Source organism: Streptomyces sp. NPDC087300, assembly GCF_044744425.1.
In the GTDB taxonomy this organism is placed as follows: Bacteria; Actinomycetota; Actinomycetes; order Streptomycetales; family Streptomycetaceae; genus Streptomyces.
In genome coordinates this window covers 462148-476582 of the sequence record NZ_JBIUYI010000005.1, presented here as the reverse complement: position 1 = coordinate 476582, position 14435 = coordinate 462148, and the positions used below count along the sequence as shown (strand labels likewise).

General features: G+C 72.4%; 10 protein-coding genes and 1 pseudogene. 3 read left to right on the top strand and 8 right to left on the bottom strand.

Going from position 1 to position 14435, the window contains the following annotated elements:
- Window positions 1-9: 9 nt before the first annotated feature.
- The 7 genes and pseudogenes from ACIO9J_RS22375 to ACIO9J_RS22345 all read right to left on the bottom strand — a co-directional run bounded on the left by ACIO9J_RS22375 (window position 10) and on the right by ACIO9J_RS22345 (window position 7916).
- Window positions 10-696: pseudogene (locus tag ACIO9J_RS22375) on the bottom strand (formylglycine-generating enzyme family protein).
- 54 nt (window positions 697-750) lie between these two features.
- Entirely contained in the window at window positions 751-2538 is a 1788-nt protein-coding gene (locus ACIO9J_RS22370) for a carbamoyltransferase (RefSeq protein ID WP_402002169.1), read from the bottom strand.
- Window positions 2539-2701: 163 nt separating this feature from the next.
- A complete protein-coding gene (locus tag ACIO9J_RS22365) occupies window positions 2702-4252 on the bottom strand; it encodes a carboxylesterase/lipase family protein (protein WP_402002166.1) in 1551 nt (516 codons plus the stop codon).
- 230 nt (window positions 4253-4482) lie between these two features.
- Entirely contained in the window at window positions 4483-5202 is a 720-nt protein-coding gene (locus ACIO9J_RS22360) for a zf-HC2 domain-containing protein (protein ID WP_402002163.1), read from the bottom strand.
- Window positions 5199-5771 carry a sigma-70 family RNA polymerase sigma factor gene (locus ACIO9J_RS22355; RefSeq protein WP_402002160.1) on the bottom strand — a complete coding sequence of 191 codons (573 nt, stop codon included), beginning with the start codon at window positions 5769-5771 and terminating at the stop codon, window positions 5199-5201. The genes ACIO9J_RS22360 and ACIO9J_RS22355 overlap by 4 nt, the downstream gene beginning before the upstream one ends.
- A 114-nt stretch (window positions 5772-5885) precedes the next feature.
- Entirely contained in the window at window positions 5886-6887 is a 1002-nt protein-coding gene (locus ACIO9J_RS22350; RefSeq protein WP_402002157.1) for a DUF1996 domain-containing protein, read from the bottom strand.
- Between the two features lie 141 nt (window positions 6888-7028).
- A complete protein-coding gene (locus tag ACIO9J_RS22345) occupies window positions 7029-7916 on the bottom strand; it encodes a CHRD domain-containing protein (protein WP_402002154.1) in 888 nt (295 codons plus the stop codon).
- 210 nt (window positions 7917-8126) lie between these two features.
- On the opposite strand from ACIO9J_RS22345, the gene ACIO9J_RS22340 reads away from it, so the two are divergent.
- The 3 genes from ACIO9J_RS22340 (at window position 8127) to ACIO9J_RS22330 (ending at window position 9815) form a co-directional block, all read left to right on the top strand.
- Complete coding sequence (locus ACIO9J_RS22340; protein ID WP_402002151.1) at window positions 8127-8615, top strand: hypothetical protein; 489 nt, start codon at window positions 8127-8129, stop codon at window positions 8613-8615.
- A gap of 113 nt (window positions 8616-8728) precedes the next feature.
- Window positions 8729-9094, top strand: coding sequence for a hypothetical protein (locus tag ACIO9J_RS22335; protein ID WP_402002148.1), 366 nt, complete (start codon window positions 8729-8731; stop codon window positions 9092-9094).
- A 97-nt stretch (window positions 9095-9191) separates the two neighbouring features.
- Complete coding sequence (locus ACIO9J_RS22330) at window positions 9192-9815, top strand: hypothetical protein (RefSeq protein ID WP_402002145.1); 624 nt, start codon at window positions 9192-9194, stop codon at window positions 9813-9815.
- A 73-nt stretch (window positions 9816-9888) separates the two neighbouring features.
- Here the strand turns inward: ACIO9J_RS22330 and ACIO9J_RS22325 are convergent, their stop codons facing one another.
- Complete coding sequence (locus ACIO9J_RS22325; RefSeq protein WP_402002142.1) at window positions 9889-14343, bottom strand: FtsK/SpoIIIE domain-containing protein; 4455 nt, start codon at window positions 14341-14343, stop codon at window positions 9889-9891.
- Between the last annotated feature and the right edge of the window lie 92 nt (window positions 14344-14435).

The following is a 14435-nucleotide window of genomic DNA, read 5'->3' as shown; positions in this document are numbered from 1 at the left end:
GCGCTCGGGTCAGCCGGTGGAGCGGGCGAGCCGGAATCCCACGTCGTCGACCTGGAAGGTGGGGTGGCTGCGGCGGCGCACGGAGGCGCGGCAGCTCCACTGCTCGTCGAACCAGCCGCCGCCGCGCAGCACCCGGTAGGAGCCGTAGACCTCGGCGTCGTAGACGTCCCAGCACCACTCCCAGACGTTGCCGAGCATGTCGTGCAGGCCCCACGGGTTGGGCCTTCTGCCGCCCACGGCGTGGGACCGCTCCCCCGAGTTGCCGCGGTACCAGGCGATGTCGTCGAGCGGGCCGTAGCGCGGCCCGCTCGTCCCCGCGCGGCAGGCGTGCTCCCACTCGGCCTCGGTCGGCAGGCGGTAGCCGTCGGCGACAACGTCCCACACGATGTCGGCGTCCTCGCCGCCGAAGTCGTAGGCGGGCCGGAGCCCGTCGCGCAGGGAGAGGGCGTTGCAGAAGCGGACCGCGTCCCATCAGGAGACGCCGTCGACCGGCCGCTCGGCCTCCGTCGCGACGCCGGGCGGCGCGTAAGCGGCCTGGGCGTCACCGGCCTGGGCGTACAGCGCCCGGGTGACCGGAAACGTACCGATCTCGTAGGCGGTCAGGTCGACCTGCCACCGGCGCTCGGTGCGCCGGTCGGACAGCGTGACCTGTCCGGCGGGCACGGCGGTCATCTCGTTCTGCGCGCTCGTCTTCATGATCAACTAATCCTACGGTGGCGCCCCGGGCGCCCGGGGCACCGCCCTGATCGCTCAGGCGCCGCCGCCCCGTTTGGTGACCACGAACCGGTCGATGACCAAGTAGTCGATCTCGGTCGCGAGGAAGCACTCCAGCGCGTCGCGCGGGGAGCAGACGATGGGCTCGCCCGCCACGTTGAAGGAGGTGTTGAGGAGACAGGGCACGTCCGTCAGCGCCGTGAAGGCCCCCAGCAGGGCGGCGAGTTCGGGGTTCTGGCGCTCGTCGACGGTCTGGACCCGTGCCGTGCCGTCGACGTGGCAGGCGCCGGGGATGCGCTCCTGGAACTCCTTGCGCACCGGGAAGACGAACGTCATGTACGGGGACGAGGTCTTCTTGCCCATCTCGAAGACGCGCGGGGCCTCGGACTCCAGGACGACGGGGGCGAAGGGGCGGAACGGCTCCCGGTGCTTGACCCGGATGTTGATGATGTCCTTGATGTCGGGGAAGGCGGGGTTGGCGAGGATGCTGCGGCTGCCCAGGGCGCGCGGGCCGAACTCGGCGCGGCCCTGGAACCAGCCGACGACGTTCTTCTCCGCGAGCAGCCCCGCCGTCCGCTCGGCGACGGACGCGGCGTCGGGCTCCTGGTGCCACTCGACACGGTCGGCGTACGCCTCCAGGGCGTCGCGGATGCGGCCTTCGTCGTACGAGGGCCCCAGGTAGGGCGTGGTGACCGCGTCGGCGGGGCGGTTCCTGAGGCCCGCGGTGTACACGGCCGCGCCGATGGCGACGCCCGGGTCGCTGGCCCCGAAGCTGACCTCCATGCCGGTGAACGACGACCGCTCCAGCATCTTCGTGTTGGCGACGCAGTTGAGCGCGAGTCCGCCTTCGAAGAGCAGGGTGTCCAAACCGGACGCGGCGGTCAGCGCCCGCAGCTGGTGGGCGGTGACGGCCTCCACCATGTGCTGGGCGAGGCCCGCCACCTTGACCCGGAAGTCGAACTCCTCGCGCTTCTCGCTGTCGCCGCCGAAGATGTCGTCGAACAGCGCGCAGTACTCCTGGACGTCCGCGGGCACGGAGAGCGTGTACGAGCCGTCCTCGTGGAGCCGCACGACGCGTTCGAGCAGGGGGTTGTGCTGGGGAGACGGGCCGTACGCGGCGAGGCCCATCACCTTGTACTCGTCGTTGTTGGGCACGAAACCCAGGTAGCGGGTGATCCGGCCGTAGACCACGCCGAGCGAGCTCGCCATGTCGACGGTGCCCTCGTCGAAGCGCCGGACCACGCCGTCGCGCAGCTCGCCCATGACGGCGGAGAGGGTCTCCGCCCGACCGTCGCTCACCAGGAACGCGGCGTCGCCCCCGCCCGCCAGATAGGCGCCGCACATCAGATGGGCCAGGTGATGGGGCACCAGGGTGAGCTTGTTGGGGTCCAGCGCATGGCCGGTGCGTGCGACGAAGTCGCTGTACACCGCCTCGCGGCTGAGCATGCCGGTGTACAGCTCGCCCGTGCGCCGCAGCGAGTCGAACTTCGCCGCGACCGGCAGTTCGGCGTCGCATATCTTCGCGATCATCTCCTCGGCGACGGCCGGCGAGAAGCGCCACGGGAAGGCGAAGACGTCCACCTGGTCGAGCTCGACACCGGCGGAGTCCAGGCACCACCGGATCGCCTGCGCCGGAAAGTCCGAGGTCTTCTTGACCCGGCTGAGCCGCTCCTCCTCGACCGCGGCGACCACCTCCCCGTCGATCACGAGGGCCGCCGCCGCGTCATGCCCCACCAGCAGGTTCCGCGCGACCCCGGTCGCCCCGTAGAGCCGCCCGAAGAGCTCGGCACCCCTGGTGAACCCGTTGTAACCGAGCACGATCACTGGCCCTCAGCCTCCCAAGCACGACGGTTCGCGGCGGAAGAGCACGCTACTGGGCGGGGATGCGGGAGGGATAGGTGTGGTGCGTGAGGAGGATGGGACTCCTGCGCCCAACGCCCAACGCCCAACGCCCAACGGCCAACGGCCAACGGTCGGCGGTCGCCGGTCAGCGATCCGTCGGGGCCAGCGCCGCGAAGTCGTGGTCCTGCCACAGCAGCCGCGCCGCCTCCTCCGGATAGGGACCGACGGTCGGTCGTTCGTCGAAGATCCGGGTCAGCTGCCGTGTCGTGTCGTACGCGGGCCAGCCCGGGTCGCCGTGTGCGGCGAAGGCCGTCCACGCTTCTCGCAGGTGTGCCGAGAGGTGTTCCGCCGCCGGGGAGGGGGTCTCGCCGAGCAGGGCGGCGGGCTGGCCGTGGGAGAGGTTGCCGAAGACCAGGGGGACGTCGAGGCCGTGGCAGGCGTCGAAGATGCCGTTCATGCCCGGTGCGGGCCAGGTCAGTTCGTAGAGGTGGGCGCGGCCGCCGCCCTCGGTCTGGGCGCGGGCCAGGTGGAGGGAGGGCATGCGGAACAGCCAGTCGGAGTTGACCAGTTCGTACAGCTCCTCCGGGCTCGCGGCCGGGAACGCGTCGCGGTAGCGGCGCGCACCGTCCGGCCCCGGGGCCAGGACGTCGAGAGCCGTCGACGCCTGCTCCTGCGTCACCTCGCCGAGCAGTCCCTCCACCACGGTGAACAGCCGCTGCTCGGCGCGCGTGTGGCCGACGACGAGGGGGACGTCCCTGGCGGCGCCCGCGGACAGCGCCTGCCACGGCGTGGCGGGCAGGACAGCGCCGTCGACGACGGGTGCGAAGGGGATCGTCCGGTACGCCGGACGGCCCCAACGCCCCACCCAATGGCCGAGCTTGGCCGTGAGCGCATCGCCCGCGGCGGCGAGCAGCACCGGATCCACCGCCGCCAGATCACCGGTCGTGGGCCGCAGGCCCAGCTCGGACGCGCAGGCGGTGGCCACCTCGGCGGCGAGCTCCGGCGTGAAGAACGTGCCGGGCACGCTCTGGGCGACGGCCCCGTGGAAGAGCCCACCTCCGTGCCCGATCGCGAGCAGCGCGGCGATCGAACCGCCGCCCGCCGACTGCCCGAAGACTGTCACCCGGTCCGGATCTCCCCCGAACGCCCTGATGTTGTCGCGGACCCACTCCAGCGCGGTGACCTGATCGAGCAGACCGCGGTTGTCCGGCGCTCCCTCGACACGAGCGAACCCCTCTATGCCGACGCGGTAGTTGAACGTCACCAGGACGACGCAGCCCTCGCGCGCGAGCCGGGCGCCGTCGTACTCCGGCAGCCCGGACATGCCGATCACATACGCGCCGCCCTGGATCCACACCATCACGGGCAGCCCCGCGCCCGGCGCAGGATCGGGCGTCCAGACGTTGACCGTCAGCCAGCCGTGGCCCGCCGACGCCTCCGCCAACGCGTCCATCCCGAACACCCCGGCCTGCGGCGGAGGCGGCCCGTAGGCGACCGCGTCGCGCGTCCCTTCCCAGCCGCGCACGGCCCTCGGCGCGGCGAACCTCAGCGCGCCGACCGGCGGTTCGGCGTACGGGATCCCCCTGAAGACAGCCACGCCGCCCTCTCGGCTGCCGCGCAGCGCGCCGGCCGCGGCGCGGACCACTGGACCGGTCGGAGAAGGGGATGGCTGCTGCTGCGGAGCGGTACCGGGCATCACGGCTCCCTGTGGGAAGAAGGCCATCGATCGGTCCCGGGTCCCGGATTCTAGGTCCCGGGTTCCAGGTCCATGACTCGTCGCACCGTTCAGTTCACCGGAAAGTCCGGGCGCGGGCGACCGATTTATCCCGTACCGATCCCGCACGTGTGTCCCACACCTGTGTCCCACACGTGTGCGCCCCGCCGAACCTCATCGGTCCGGCGGGGCGCCGCCAGCGCTCCGTACGGTCAGATCTTGACGGACACGTACTCCTTGCCCTTGTCGTTCTCGATCACGACCTTGGCGACGTCGTCGGCCGGGACGGCCGCCGAGCCGTCGAGGTTGGCGCCCTTCTCCTCGTCGGCGACGAGCCAGCTGCCCGCGATCTCGCGGTGGCCGTCCTTGGACACCACCACCAGGCGGCAGCGCTCGCCCGCGGGGATGCCGGCGACCGAGGCGTTGAGGCGCACCCAGTCGACGGCCGGGGTCATGCGCAGCCGCATCTCGCTGCCGGTGCTCGCGCTGGTGGCCTCGGCGACCTTCACGTCGCCCGGTGGTGAGGCCGGTGCGGTGGCGGTGGCCGTGGGCACCGGGGGGTGCGCCTGCGCCGTGCCGCCGTCGTCGGTGGACCTGCCGATCAGTACGCCGCCGCCCAGCACCGCAGCCGCGGCGACCGCCGCGACCGCGGCCAGGCCCACGCGGCGCCGCACGAGCTGACCGGCGCGTTCATCTCGTGCCTGCCGCAGCGTGCGCTGGAGCAGCAGGTCACCGCCTTCCGGCGGGCCTTCGATGAAGGCTTCCGGGGGGACTTCGCCGAGTGCGGTCTCCATCTCCCGCAGTCCGTCCAGTTCGTCACGGCACCTCTGGCACGTCACCATGTGTTCGTCGACGGCCCGCACCTCCCGCTCATCGAGCACGCCGAGGACGTAGGCGCCGAGCAGTTCGCTGTCGTGTTCCTTGATGCTCACACCGCCACCTCCTTCAGCGCGACGAGCTTCACTGCCTTCGGTCTGTCCGTGTACATGTCCCGCAGCGCCTTCAACGCATAGTGTGACCGGGACTTGACGGTCCCGGGCGGTATCCCGAGGTTCTTCGCCGCCTCGGCGACGCTCCTGCCCTGGAAGTAGATCTCCATCAGCACGTCCCGGTGGTCCGGTGAGAGCTGGTCGAGTGCCTCCATGACGACCATCGAGTTCACCACGGCGTCCGCGTGGTCCTGCTCGACGGGCTGAGTGGTCGTCGACTCGGCGACCTCGGTGGGACGCGCGGCCTTGGCACGGTACCGGTCGGTGATGATGTTGCGGGCCACGGTGAGCAGCCACCCACGCACCGAGCCCTTGCCGTTCACCAGCGAGTCGGGGTGTTTCCAGGCCCGTATCAAGGTCTCCTGGACCACGTCCTCCGCGGCGCTCCGATCTCCGGTCAGCCGCTGCGCGTACGCGAGCAGGGCCCTGCCGTGTTCTTCGTAGAGGGACCTGATCAGTGCCTCGTCACCACTGCCCTGTCTCTGCCGATTGCGGGACCACAACGCCGCCATCCATCCACTCCGTCCTCTCCTGGGCCGACGCGCTGAACACGGACGGTGCGCCGGGTCGGTTCAACGAAAGCCCGATGTGACCTGAATCACTTCACACCGAGAGCGCGGTGGCGGTCATCCGGCCGTGCAACGGCGGCCGGTGTTGACGCAGCGCACCAGCTCCGCCATCCGCTCCTTGGTCATCACGTTCACGAACATCGCGTGGTCCGTCATGGGGTCCCGTTCCTGTTCCGGGAAGGAGTCCACGGCGAACGGGGTGCCGTCGGGAACGTCGTAGGCGAGGGTGACCCGCAGTTGTGGCACGGGGAACGTGGCGCGTGGGCAGGTGCCGTCGGCGGCCGGGAACCGCACGTGCGCCCGGTGGTTCGGGCTGTCCGTGGCCAGGCCGTTCCAGCAGCTGGGGAAGTCCAGCGTGCGGGTGGGGCCGCTGCCGTCCGGGCATCGCGCGTACTTCGTGGTGAACCGGTCCGGGTAGCCGGAGCAGCCCCACTGCGCGCGGACGTCGGCGCCGCCCGCGGTGGCCGCCACCGGGTTGCCGGTCACCAGGCGCAGGAAGCGGGGCATGCCGACGACGGCGCTCGCCCGGTTGCCGCGGAACTCCACGCGTACCGACTCGGCCTTCACGATCTCGCCGGTGTTGCCGTGGATGCCGCCGCCCGCCTCGTCCGCGTCGGAACCGGTGCGGTCCAGGCGGCGCAGGACCGGCCAGTAATAGGTGGACCGGTCGCCGCCCGCGCAGGTCGTCTCCGCGCCGGCCAGACTCCTGTTGGTGGAGAGGGCGTTGGTCGACAGGTTGCCCACGTAGTCGTGCACATGGTGGGCGCCGTTCACCACACCCGGCGAGACGACGAGGTTGTCCGCGTTGTAGTGCCCCTCCTCGTTGCGGCCGCAGTCGACGGTCATCGATCCGGTGGCCGCGTCGGGACCGGCGGCGGGGACCGTGGTCCGCGGGACGGAGCCGACGTCCACATACTGGTCGGCCGCGGGCGCATTGTGCGCGGGGGTGCCGCCGTCCGCCCCGAAGGTCGCCGCCCCCAGGAACAGGGTCAGACCGACACCGATGGGCACGAAGCCCCACAACAGACGGGACTTCGGGAAGGGGAATGTGATCCGCACGGATGCAGAGTTCCACCAGTGGCACGACCAGGCAAGATTGCCCTTCGGCCACAAATGGGGCCACAGTCAATGCATGGGGGTGTGAGCGTCCCCGGAACACCATGAAATGCCGAAGCCAATATCGGCTGAGCACCGGGGATTTCAGCGGAACAGCTGTCCGCGGACGGCGCCGTCCGGGAACTTCGCGGTGTGCAGGTTCGCGTAGAAGCCCGTCGGGTTCTTCTTGAGCCGCGCGAGCAGCGCGGCGTCCGGTGCGTCGACGCTGCCGGAGACCGCGAAGATGTTCTTCGGCACGGGCGAGACGAACAGCGGCAGTCGTACGTCGCCGTTCTGCCCCAGCACGCCTTCGTAGAGGTGCGCGGCCAGTGGCGCCCCGGTGTTCACCCAGGCCAGGGAGTAGCCGACACGGCTCCCCTCCGGGTAGAGGAACGTGGTGCTGTGGCCGTCGGGGTCACCGGACTTCGCGGGGTCGCCGCCCGGTACCTCCTGCCCGCCGTCGGCGAGCGCGCGCAGCTTGCCGCCCCGGATGATGCTCAACGGGTTCACGGGCTTGGCCAGGACGCGCAGTTGGCCGCGTACGGCGCCGCCGGGGAACTCCGCCGAGTGCAGATCGACGTAGAAGCCGCCGGGGTCGGTGCGCAACTTTTCGGCCACCTCGCCGCCGGTGACCGAGGTCTGGCCCGCGGCGGACCGCACCGTGGCCGGCATCCGCGTGCCGAAGAGGCGTGCCCTGACCGGACCGCTGGCCCCGACCTGACCCTGGTGGAGGTGGGCCTTGACGGGGCGTTCGATGCCGTTCCAGCTCAGCGCGAAGGTGACGCGGTCGCCCTTGACCTTGATCAGGGCGACGGCCTTGCCGTCCTTGTCACCGGGGGCCGTCCCGCCCTTCCCCGGCAGCCCCTGGTCACCGGAGAGCCGGGCGATCAGCGAGACGGCCGGTCCGGGCTTTTCGCCGGCGAGCACCGGAGGTGCCCCTGCGAGAGAGGCGGTGAGCAGGGCGGCGGCGACCGCGACGGTGAACCTGCGCATGTCTTTCGTCCTTCCGGGAGTCGGACCCTTCCGGTCGACGCACGGACGGGAGCCCCGGCCGGTTCAACGCCCGCCCGGATCGGCCGTGTTCGCGCTCCTCGCGTACGGGACGGGGGCGGGACTGAACCCGGGCGGCGGTCGGCACGTGTGGGCCGCGGGGGACGCACCCCGCCGCATTCACGACGTACGAGGACGAGAGAGGTCACCACCATGCGCGCACACAAGGCTCTGCTCGCGATACCGCTGGCCCTGGCGCTGGCCGCCTGCGGCGGCGGAGGCAAGGGCGACGCCGACGACGGCGCGGGCGCCGGGAAGGCCGGGGGCGGCGGCCGGAGCGCCACCGGTACCACCGTGTCCGTGGCGGACTCCGGCCTCGGCGACATCCTCGTCGACGGCAAGGGCCGCACGCTCTACGCCTTCACCAAGGACAAGGACGCGGCGAGCAACTGCGACGCGGAGTGCATCGCCGTGTGGCCCGCGCTGACCAGCCCCTCCCCCGCCGCGGCGGGCCGGGGTGCCAAGGCCTCCCTGCTGCGCGAGGCGAAGCGGTCCGGGGGCGCCGTGCACGTCACGTACGGGGACTGGCCGCTCTACTACTACGTCGGTGACGCGGCGCCCGGCGACGTCAACGGCCAGGGCCTGGACGGCGAATGGTTCGCCGTCGCGGCCGACGGCAAGCTCGTCCGCAAGTCCGCCTGACACCGGGACGCCTGACGCCGGGGCGCCCGCCGTTGAACCGTCCCGCTCCCCCGGTCGTGCCTGGAGCGGGGCGGGGCATGCCCGCCACGGCACGACGTACCCAGGGAGGGGCCATGGCCGAGATCGAGATGCCGGGGGACGAGGTGGAACGCCTCGGTGCGCTCCTGCGGCAGGTGATGGACCTCATCGACACCAAGCCGACGGGCTTCAGCGCGGCCGACGTCGGCCCGCCGCTGGAGAGCTCGGGCACCAACTTCGACGACGAGTGGAAGGACGGGCGGGTGCAGGTCAAGCGGAACAGCAAGGAACTCAGGGACGCCTGCGAATCCATCGTGAAGGCCTTCGCCGACTTCGACGACCAGATGGGCGCCTCGCTCAAGGAGGGTGGCGGCGGGGGCGAAGGCCAGCAGCAGCCGGCGGGCGGTCCACCCGTGCAGAAGAAGGACGACGTGATCCTGCCGCCGATCGGGCTCGCCTGACCGGCCCCGTTTCGCCCGGCGAACCGCGGCGAATCCCTCGCCGCATTTCTCGACGCATTTCTCGACGAACCTCCGACGAATCAAGGAGCGCGGTCCCATGACCAGCAGTGCGCACACCTTCGGGATCGGCATCCCGGAGAACTGGACGGAGTACGACCTCAGCGGCGACTCGCTCGCCGCGCGCCGGGCCGAGATGCTCAGGCAGGCCCCGGAGCCGGACACCCGCAAGGCCGTCAACCAGGCCTTCCGCAACGCGCGGCGCATCATGGACGGCGCCCGCAGGCGCGGCGCCGTCTACGCCGCGGGCACCACCACGATGTACGAGGACGGGCTGCTGATGGCCGGTCTCATGGTGTTCAGCGTGCAGCCGCCGCCCGGTGAGGACTTCTCCACTCGGGGTCTGGCCAAGCACTTCTCCGCGACCGGCGAGCGCCGCACGGAGGGCACCACGCGCACCATGACGACGGAGACGCTGCCCCATGTGGGCCCGGTGGGCCGGATCGCGGGCATCGAGGAGGCCGGGATCGCCGACGGCGTCTCGTACCGCCTGGTGGTCACCCACACGTTCGTGCCGGTCCCCGGCGGCGAGCGGATCCTCGTCATCACCTGCTTCAGCCCGAACATCCCGCTCGCCGAGCCGCTGCACGACCTGTTCGACGCCATCACGTCGACGTTCGCCTTCGGCGCGGACGAGCCCGTGGCCGTCGGCGCCGCGCGCTGAGCGGACCTCGGCCCACCGAGAGGGCCCCGCCGTCCCTGGGGACGGCGGGGCCCTCTCGGTCGTGCCGCCCGGGTCAGCCGACGGTCGTCTCCGGGACCCTGACCGTGACGAACCGCCCGTCCCCGACCTGGAGATGGGCCCGGCCCGGCTCGCTGTCCTGGCCCATCAGGCCCCGTGGCAGCCGGGCGCCGACCACCTCGCCGTCGCTCAGCAGGCGCGGGGCGAGCAGCGCGCCGCACCGGTTGCGCCGGACCACGGTCTGCCAGCCCGCCACGCCGCCGAGCAGCGCCTCGTTGTTGCCGGCCACCACGAGACCCCAGCCGTCTCCCGCGCTGCCGCGGGCGAGGGCTACGAAGTCGTTGTCCAGCTCCGAGTTGATCATCATCTCCGCGTCGTCGACCAGGATGGCCCCCGCAGGGGTGTCCACCGCGCCGAGCGCCGCCCGGAAGTCGGCCACCGCGACGTCAGCGTCGGTGAAGACCGCGACGACCCCCGGATCCCCCGCCAGTCGCCGCAGCGGCGAGTGCCGCGGCGCGATCACGACGATCTTCGTGCCCAGTTCGGTGAGCGACCTCGCCATGGTGAGCAGCACCGTGCTCCTGCCCGACCTCGGCGGACCCGCGATCACGAAGGACGGCACCACCGACAAGTCCGTGCCGATGGCGGCCAGTTCGTCGCCGCCGACCCCCACCATCGCCCACAGCGGGGAGGTCCCCGCGGGCCTGCGTTCCAGGGCCTCCGCGAAGTCCAGCTTCTCGGGCAGCACGTCCACGCGGAACGGTCTGCGCGCGGCGGGCACCAGGGCATCGCGCTCCAGGACCCGCTCGGCGAGCTCGCCCAGCGCCCTGGCCTGGCCCGCGCCCCCGGCGTCGGCCGTGGCGAGGAGGGCGATCTGCGCACTGCTGGTGTCCTTGAGGAGCACGCCGCGTCCCGCGGGGAGTTCCTCGGGGACGGCGCGGGCGTTCAGGCCCACCATGGCGTAGTCGGTGCGGTCGTTGAGGCGCAGGACCAGCTTGTCCTCCGTGCTGGAGGCGAACCTGTTCTGGCTGAGCACCCGGTCGCCCGCGGGCACCAGATGGACGCCGACGCCCGCGCCCTCGCGCATCAGGAGCGCCATCGCGTCCATGACGCTGCCCTGGTCGTAGCCCGCGAAGTCCCGCTCGAAGGCCTCGAAGCGGTCGACGAACAGCACGATGTGCGGGGGCCGTTCGCCCTCGGGCAGGGTGCGGCGCAGCTCGGTGAGGTCGGCGACGCCACGCCTGCCGAGGAGTTCACGCCGCCGCCCGACCTCCGCGACGAGGCGGGAGAGCAGCCGCGCGACCCGCTCGATCTGGCCGCGGTCGACCACCGCTCCGCAGTGCGGCAGGGCGGTGAGGGCCTGGAGTGCGCCGTTGCCGCAGTCCAGGCCGTACAGGTGGACGTCGGCGCAGCCGTGCGCGCCCGCGAGGGCCGCGGCCAGCGTGCGCAGCGTCTGCGAACGGCCGCTGCGCGGCGAGCCGATGACGTACAGATGGCCCATCTCGTCCAGGTCGAAGGTGAGTGCGCGCTGCCGCTGTTCGGTGGGCAGGTCCACCAGTCCGTACGCCACGGGGGCGAGCCGTCCGCTCTCCGCGGTGTCCCACGGCGCGGCCGAGGACTGCTCCTCCGGGGCGTCCGACTGCTCGTCGTTGGCCGAGGACGGGTCGCCGGACGTCCAGGGCGACGGCAGGTCGCCGAGGGTCAGGGTGGCGGGCAGCGGCGGCAGCCACGGCCGGCGCGCGGGCGGCACGGAGAGCTGCGCGGCCGCGCCACGCACCGCGTCGACGAGGACCGACAGGTCCGTCACCGGCTGGAAGGCGTCCTCCTGGGCCGGCGGGCGGGGCAGCGGATCGCCCAGGTCCTCCCAGTGCAGTTCGGTGAGCACGGGCGCCGGACGGTCCGCGGCGGCGGCCGCGGGGTCGAGGCGGCGTCCGCCGATGCGGCCCGTCTGGAACGGGAGCAGCGCCGCGTGTCCGAGCCGGGCGTGGGCCCGTCCCGGGGTGCGGGGCGAGAGCTGTCCCGAGTCGGGGGCGTCGATGATGTCCCTGCTCTCGCTGGTGTCGGTGGTGCGCAGCGCGATCCGCAGGTTGGTGTTGGCCCGGATGTCGGCGGTGACCGCGCCGGAGGGGCGCTGGGTGGCCAGGATCAGATGGATGCCGAGGGAGCGGCCCCGCTGGGCGATGTTGACGAGGCCGGAGACGAAGTCGGGCAGCTCCCGCACCATCGAGGCGAACTCGTCGATGACGAGCACGAGCCGGGCCATCGGTGCGAGTTCGGGGCGCCGGGTGCGCTTGTCGGTGTAGTCGTCGATGTCCTTGGCCCCGGCGGCGGCGAGGATGTGCTCGCGCCTGCGGAGTTCGGCGCCGAGCGACACCAGGGCCCGTTCCACGAGGTGGGTGTCCAGGTCGGTGACCATGCCGACGGTGTGCGGCAGTTCCTCGCACTCGGCGAACGCGCTGCCGCCCTTGTAGTCGACGAGGACGAAGTTGAGCTCGTCGGGCCTGTTGGCGACCGCGAGGCTCGCCACCAGGGACTGGAGCAGTTCGGACTTGCCCGATCCGGTGGTGCCCGCGATCAGGCCGTGCGGTCCGTCGGTCGCCAGGTCGACGGCGAAGGGGCCGTCCACGCCCTCGCCGACGACGGCGCGGGTGCTGCGGCCGCCGATGACCCAGCGCGCCGCGACGGCGTCGGGGGTGGGCGGCTCCAGGCCGAGTACGTCGAGGAGGCGGGCGGCGGCGGGCAGCAGGTTCTCGTCGGCCTCGTCGCCCACGTCGCGGATCGGCGCGAGCGCGCGGGCCACGCCGATGGCCCAGGACCGGCCCGGCGCGTCCATGCGCACCTCGTCGACCGGGTCGGCGTGCGCCTGCTCGGCCCGCAGCCAGCGCGTTCCCGCCACGGCGACGGCCTGGCACTCCTCGGGCAGCAGCCGTGCCTCGTCGTCCACGCAGAGCGCGTACACGCCGACGGCGGGTCCTTCGCGCAGGATCTGGATGACGCCGGGCAGCGAGCGGAGCCTGCGGGCGCCGTCGAGGACGGCCAGGACGTCGGGCTCGCCCGCGGCCCCGCCGCGCGGCGCCCGTTCGCCCGCCTGCTGACGGGCGGCGATGACGGCCGTCAGTTCGGCGATGCGGCGGCCCACCGACTCGGCGCTTGCGCCGACCAGGGTGACCGTGTCCTCGCCGAGCGGCGCGCAGTGCGGGAGCCAGTGCACCCAGGACCAGCGGTCCGCGCCGCCCGTGCCGGACAGAACGCAGATCCGCAGGTCGGAGGGGCTGTGCAGGACGGCGGCCTGGGCGATGAGCCAGCGCACGAGGGGTTCGGCCGCGGCGCCTCCGGCCACGCCCATGACGCCCGACGTGCGCAGGGGCACGGTCACCGGCACGGCGTGGGTGGTGCGGTCGATCCTGCGGCGGTGTTCCGGTTCGGCCGGGTCCTGGAGTTCGAGGAGCGCGGGCCGGTCGGCCACGCCGAGCCGCATCAGCAGGAAGTCGTCGTCCCGCCAGCGGCGTTCCCACAGTCGCTGGCGCGGTCCTGTGGCGATCAGGAGCGCCGTCGCCGGGTCGGGGCAGGCGAGTCTGCGCACGCGCTGTTCGGCGAGGACCGCCTCGTCCACGTCCTGTTCGAGCGCGGCCTTCTTCAGCTCGTACTCCTTGACCTGTTCCTCGTGACTCTCCTTGCCCCTGCGCTTGTTGGAGATCTGTGAGACGAGGGCGATGACCGGGGACAGCAGGCCGAAGACCAGGAACCGGGGGTTGTTGAAGATCAGTACGGCGACGACCGCCATGAGCAACGGGGCGAATATGAGCGTCAGTTGGAGCTTGTGACGGGCGGGCTTGCCCGGCGCGAGGGGCAGTTGGAAGCGATTGTTGACGGGCGGCGGAAGGAGTCGCGGCGGACGGTTGTAGTCCAGGCCGACGCCGTCGTCGGAGGGCTGCAGGGCCGCGTCGGGGACGGAGGGTGCGGCCAGTTCGAGCAGGCTCGGGCCGATGGCGAGGACGCCGCCGGTCGGCCAGGACGTCCAGTCCCGCACCGCCGTGCCGTCCCGCGTGAGGTCGTCCTGGTCCACCGGGCGCACGGTCGCGGTGCCGTCGGCGAGGACCTTCAGCCGGGCGGCCGTCTTCGCGAGACCTTCGGCGGAAAGGCGGATGCGGCAGGACGCCGTGGAGCCGATCTCGTAGTCGCCTGGCGGCAGCCGGAACACGACTCCGGCGTCGGCGCCGCCGACGCCCCGCAGCTCCACGACGCCGTCCGGCTCGGGGCCGGCCTCCGGCGCGGGCGCGTCCAGGGACAGCAGGCTGCCCGAGCGCAGCGCCGCGGCGGCGACCGGCTGGTCGGCGGGGAGCGGGGTGGCCCCGTGGTAGAGGACCGGCGGCTCCTGCGGTGTGCCGCCGCGCAGCCTGCGGTGCAGCTGGTCGGCGAGCTCGCCCGCGGGCGATTCGGGGTCGGCCTCGATCATGATGTCCGCGGTCTGCCCCTGCTCCGGGTCGACGGCGGTGACGGTCAGACGCATCTCGGTGCTCCTTGTGGCACGGTGGCGCGCGGCAAGAGGGGCGCGGCGGAGAGGGGCGTACGGGGGCCGGTCGGGCCGGGCCGGTGGCAGGT

What these genes read in the sequence shown, in the direction of transcription:
- ACIO9J_RS22365 (WP_402002166.1), bottom strand. Translation starts at nt 4,252, where the DNA reads ATGCCCGGTACCGCTCCGCAGCAGCAGCCATCCCCTTCTCCGACCGGT.
- ACIO9J_RS22330 (WP_402002145.1), top strand. Translation starts at nt 9,192, where the DNA reads ATGACCAGCAGTGCGCACACCTTCGGGATCGGCATCCCGGAGAACTGG.
- ACIO9J_RS22345 (WP_402002154.1), bottom strand. Translation starts at nt 7,916, where the DNA reads ATGCGCAGGTTCACCGTCGCGGTCGCCGCCGCCCTGCTCACCGCCTCT.
- ACIO9J_RS22335 (WP_402002148.1), top strand. Translation starts at nt 8,729, where the DNA reads ATGGCCGAGATCGAGATGCCGGGGGACGAGGTGGAACGCCTCGGTGCG.
- ACIO9J_RS22355 (WP_402002160.1), bottom strand. Translation starts at nt 5,771, where the DNA reads ATGGCGGCGTTGTGGTCCCGCAATCGGCAGAGACAGGGCAGTGGTGAC.
- ACIO9J_RS22325 (WP_402002142.1), bottom strand. Translation starts at nt 14,343, where the DNA reads ATGCGTCTGACCGTCACCGCCGTCGACCCGGAGCAGGGGCAGACCGCG.
- ACIO9J_RS22340 (WP_402002151.1), top strand. Translation starts at nt 8,127, where the DNA reads ATGCGCGCACACAAGGCTCTGCTCGCGATACCGCTGGCCCTGGCGCTG.